Below are 5,351 nucleotides of genomic sequence, written 5' to 3' on the forward strand. Positions count from 1 at the left end.
AATAAATCTTTTTTTCTTAATAAAGTATTGCAGTATTCAATATGTTTTTGCTGCTCATCAATTCTTCTCCAAATATTTTCTTCGGATAATATATTTGCTCGAGATATATAACAATGATTATGAATTCTATAGTCAATAAAAACAATATTGCAATCATTCTCTAAATGTGGTCTTTTTGAGCTAAAATTAGAGAACCACAATAAATCTCCTTCATTTGGATATCTAGGATCTAATATTTTAAATCTAGTGAAAGCATTATTAGCCACAAAAAGAAATTTTTCATTATCTTTTGGAGTTATATTTTGTAGCTCAACATGATTATAAGATTGTAAAAATAAATTTATTTTAAATGAATATAAAAACATTACATCCATTCTTGTATATAAAATATACTCATAATGGATTTTATTTTCTTTTGAATATTTTTCCCTTATTGCATTAACTTTATCAAGAGAAACATTACAACCATGTTCTCCTTCTAGTAGATGTTCAATCAAAAATGATTTTGGCTTATATATATTATATAATTTTTGCTTTTCTGTTTCATCGAGAGGAATCTTATTAAAGAAAGAATTATGTTTATGCCAAGAACCGAAACTATCATGATACAGATCCCAGGTATGAAAAAAAATATCGACCTCATAACCATCTAGCTTATTTTCATCAACTACAAATTTAAAAAAATTTTGATATGTCAACTCAAAAGTTCGACAATGTCCATATAAGCATATTGCAAGTCTTTTCATGTATTATCCTTAAACCAATACTTATTTTCCAAATATTCATCAGGAGTTCCAAAAGAAAAATAATTATCAACGATTATATAACCTATCTTATGCGTTTTAATTAACAATTCAAATGCATTATCTATATAGAATTCGCCATTAGTTTTTATATCTTCTTGAAATATTTTATTTATATACTCTAATAACAAAGAATTTTCCTTAAAATAAAAACTTCCTATCATTACCAAATTTGCATCATTAGATCTATTTTTAACAAAAATATTATCTATTTTATTATCTTTCCCTTCTACCCAAGTAAAATAATGTGGATTATTAATATTATATTTAGAAGCATGTGTAACAAATACAATAACTTCATATTCTTTTTGCAATCTCATAAATTCCCTATTAATATGCTTGGCAATCAGATCACACGGAAGAATTAAAACATCACCTGACAAATCTCCACAAGATTCTTTATAAGAATACGCCGCACCAATCTTATTAGGCTTGACAAACCTTACTTCTTGTTTTATATTTTCCCAATATTTTTCATGATCTTGTGCACCAACACAAATAACTTTCGTCTCAACATCTTTTAGGGTATCAATTATATTCTCTATAATACTTGTTTTACCAAGAGGTAAAAATGGTTTTGGCTGATTAAAATTAAGATTTAAAAATCTCTCTCCTCTACCAGCAGATAATATAATAGTATTTTGTATTTTTATTTTTTCATTATTAACATCTTGTGAATTAAGTTTTTCTTTTACATATTCAAAGTCTTTCGGAGTACCAAATTGATAAAATTTCTCTATAAAAGGATAGCATAAAACATTTTCTAGATAATTATTAGTTACTGACACATAATATTCCCCGGAAACCATATCTTTGGCTTCTATTTGTTTTTTTATTGCTTCAATAGCTAACTTTAAAGCTCTAAAATAATAAATACCAGAAGAATGATATTCTTCAAATTTATTCTTAGAATTATATTTTTCTATAACTTCATATACTTTATAAGTATTATCATACACCTTGCATACTGCATACACATTTTCTAAAGGCAATAAATGAGGGTGATAACTAGTATAACAAGGAATTATAGCCTGAGCATCTGGGTTTTCTTGTACAAATTGTAGAAAATCTTTATAGTTCCATTCTTGCCCAAAATCACAATAGCTAATGATAACTTCCTTATCAAGCATATCTTGTAACTGTGACACCACGCCATATAAGCTTCCAGCAGGTCCTAGTTTTTCCCCTTTATAAATAATAATTTTTGCTTTAATTTCTCTAGATAAAACAAAATCTTCAAATTTACTTTTCTCACACTCTTGGACAATAAAATAAAAAATATCATTTTGAACATCAAAGCATTCAATCACATAATCTAGAATGAGTTTATCTTTCATAACTTTAATAAAAGGTTTTAATTCTTTATATCCAGCTTCTTTAAATCTCTTGCCTATTCCAGTTGCAGGTATAATAATATTCATTCTAATTCTCACTTTCCATAATTTTTTTTCTATATTGCTCATCAGGCAAATTTAACAATTTATCAATTTCACTCACTTTTAATGGGCGTAGATTAATTTGTTTTTTAATAGCAATATTCTCCATTGCATTTCTAAACAACCATAGCTCCTCATTAGTCTTATCAACTGCATCATCTGGAGTATACACAAAATCATTTTGTTCAAAAAATTCACTTTTTAATTGATTATATAATTCTATTATATCTTGAATTTGCTCTGCGTAAACAACAACGCCATGATTTCGTAGCAATATTATACCCTTTTCTTGATAAGAACAACTTTTACTTAGTGCTTCATATAAATCATTTCCGGGTAAGGCAAAATCAATAGTTTCATAATTTTCAAATTTATATTCTTTGGCACATAAATAAGGTAAAATATAAACAGGATGATAATGTGCTACATATTTATTTTTAAACACCATATGCATTTTGATTTCCATAGATGGCTTCACAATATCTACAGAATAATCTTTATAATAAGAAAAAGAATTGACATTATTTTTAAAAATAGAAATTTTATGCTCTTTTTTTAAATCCTCGCCTGAAGCCTTAATGATGAAATATTCATCATTCTTTATAGAAATATTTCCACCTTTTGATGGCGCATCCAAGATATTACCAAAAATTTTACACAATTTTTGGTAGTCTTTAATACATCCATTAAGCTTTTCATTATTATACATCATTTTCCATTACCCATCTATTTTTCAAAATCAGACCAAAAATATCTTTTACGGTTTGAATCAAATCTTCATATCTACCGATATATTCTTTTTGTAAGTAATTATTTAACAATATACCCCTTAAATGTATTTTAAAAATACCATCTCTAACTATAATTAGAAAATTTGCATTGTCTTTTTGTTTTTCAAGGTATTTTTTATAATCTTCTTCTCGTTTTTGTATAGTATCTATAATTTTTGAATGGCTATAATTTCTTTCTTTACTATCTCTATTTATCTTCTGTTTATCTGCTTCATCTGAATCGATGTATATTTTAATTTTTACAAAATCTCCTATAACCTCTTGATATAAAGTGTGTAAACCCTCTATAATCACAATATCTAAATCTTTAATCTTAATCTCATCGGATTTAACAATCACTCCTTTTTTATGATCGTATAATGGTATATATAGTTTATTTCCTATATCTTGATAAATATGTTTTATATCCATAGCTAACTGAATAAGATTATTTGCTTCTGGGTTATAGTGTGTCACCCTCTCCCACATCTTAGAATGCCTTTCATATTTATGATAGCCATCAGTACTAATAATAAAACTTTTATATATCTCATCAATAGCATTACTCAAAGTAGTCTTTCCACTTCCACTTTTTCCAGAAATTGAGATCAATAACTTTGAACAATTATATGGATAATAATTTATCCTATATCCTCCTCCTAGAAAATCATCGGCGATAGAATCTCCAATCATTACAATTTCTTCTTCATCAATAAATTTCCCATAAAGCTCCAAAGCTCTATTAACAAGCGCTTTATTTGGTTTCTCAAGCTCAAATTCTTCAGAGCATACCAAATAATCAATCATATTTGTCAAATTTGCACAATTTAGTTTATGGATTTGCTCAATAAAATAAAAGTTTGTTATAGCTATTACTTTTTTATTAAGACTTTTAATAAAACATAAAAATTCAAACATTGTTTTATCTACTTTTAAATTTCTTGTAAAAATAGAAACATACAACTCAAACATATCACTAGCTTTTGAAAAATGAATATTTTTATTTTCACAAATAATTTTAAAATACAATTCTTTTTTATGATGATTTGCAGATAATCCCCTCTTTGCAATCATCTTTTTTGCTAGATCATAATCTTCTAGTGTAAAATTATATTGTTTCATTGTAGCTTCTAAGGCATTTTTATGTGCAAATGTGTAATTAAACAAGGTATTATCAATATCAACCATAATAAGTTTGTATTTTTCAGCTATTTTTCTTAGATTAAACATAAACGCTCCATAACTCAGGTTTTTTAGTACATACAGAAAACCCTTTTGGTAGAATACTTTGAATAGGTTTTATAAGTTTCATATATGATAGATCGTATAACTCGGGAGAAACCAATATAGGTTCAACTTGCTCTAGTTTTGGCTTGATATTATAAATAAATTCTTGATAATCTTTAATGTTAAAACTAGAAAATTGTGAATAATCCACCCATACATATTTAGGCTTACTAATATCCATAAGTTTTTCATTATGAGATTCTACATCTGAAATTCTAATAATAAATTTACCTTGATATCCATTTTTTGATAATCTTAAAATATCTGGAATTTGAGAATCTAAAAAATAATACTCAAAATTATTACCAAGCAATTCTATAATTTTTTCCTCTAATCCTGATTCTTTTATATTACAAACAATAGGGATATTTTTCATATATTGATTTTTTTCTTCAAAATAAGAATATAAGGAATCTTTCTCCAATAAATCATGATTTAACACTAATTTTCCATTATATCTTAAATCAATTTCTATACCATAATTTTCAATAGGGAACTCTAAATTATTTTGACGATGTAAAAAAATCACTCTAACCTCCTTATCTCAAACCATATCTTAACATACCCACCCTTATACCAAGTTTTATTGGCTTGTATAAGAGCTTGTCCTAGTTTATAAGAAAGATGATTTTTAAGTTTTAAGGCTTCTTTATAATCAGGATATGATTCTAAAGGAGGTAATTTTAAAGAAGGATCTTTTTTTATTTTTTCTTGGTAGTTTTTTTGTTCTTGTTTATGTGAAATCATTATACTTAATAATGCTATAGGCATTATTAAGTAGCCTAAGAAATATTTAGAATTTACTATCATAGCTTGACCTAGTTTATATGAGAGTTGGTTTTGAATTCTTATTTTGGCTGTACCGTATTTAGTTTGGAAGGATAGTTTAGATTGGGCTTGATTGAGTTGAGTTAAATTTTCTTGTATGTTACTTTGTAATTGATTGATGTGATTTATTTTAGAATTTATAATATTGTCTTTTTCTTTTATGGTTTTATTAAGAACATTGTTTGAATTTTGTATTTGTATTAATTTAGCTTCATTGGCTTTTAGAG

Annotated in this window: 5 protein-coding genes and 1 pseudogene; all 6 read right to left on the reverse strand. The window is 26.1% G+C overall.

The window, feature by feature from the left end:
• Window positions 1–746 (reverse strand): hypothetical protein (locus L8X50_RS08095; RefSeq protein ID WP_263660880.1); only part of this gene is annotated, 746 nt, incomplete at its 3' end.
• A complete protein-coding gene (locus tag L8X50_RS08100) occupies window positions 743–2,224 on the reverse strand; it encodes a sugar phosphate nucleotidyltransferase (RefSeq protein ID WP_230107754.1) in 1,482 nt (493 codons plus the stop codon). The genes L8X50_RS08095 and L8X50_RS08100, both read right to left, overlap by 4 nt.
• A gap of 1 nt (window position 2,225) precedes the next feature.
• Window positions 2,226–2,951: a class II aldolase/adducin family protein gene (locus L8X50_RS08105; RefSeq protein WP_230107755.1), complete on the reverse strand. Its 726-nt coding sequence runs from the start codon at window positions 2,949–2,951 to the stop codon at window positions 2,226–2,228.
• Window positions 2,941–4,239 (reverse strand): HAD-IA family hydrolase, encoded by a 1,299-nt coding sequence (locus L8X50_RS08110; RefSeq protein ID WP_230107756.1) that lies wholly within the window; start codon window positions 4,237–4,239, stop codon window positions 2,941–2,943. Before L8X50_RS08110 ends, L8X50_RS08105 begins: the two co-directional genes overlap by 11 nt.
• Window positions 4,232–4,825 carry a hypothetical protein gene (locus L8X50_RS08115; protein ID WP_230107757.1) on the reverse strand — a complete coding sequence of 198 codons (594 nt, stop codon included), beginning with the start codon at window positions 4,823–4,825 and terminating at the stop codon, window positions 4,232–4,234. The genes L8X50_RS08110 and L8X50_RS08115 overlap by 8 nt, the downstream gene beginning before the upstream one ends.
• Window positions 4,822–5,351: pseudogene (locus L8X50_RS08120) on the reverse strand (alpha-2,3-sialyltransferase); the annotation flags it as partial. The pseudogene L8X50_RS08120 and the gene L8X50_RS08115, both read right to left, overlap by 4 nt.

It is taken from the genome of Campylobacter sp. CNRCH_2013_0898h (genome assembly GCF_025772965.1).
In the GTDB taxonomy this organism is placed as follows: domain Bacteria; phylum Campylobacterota; class Campylobacteria; order Campylobacterales; family Campylobacteraceae; genus Campylobacter_D; species Campylobacter_D lari_D.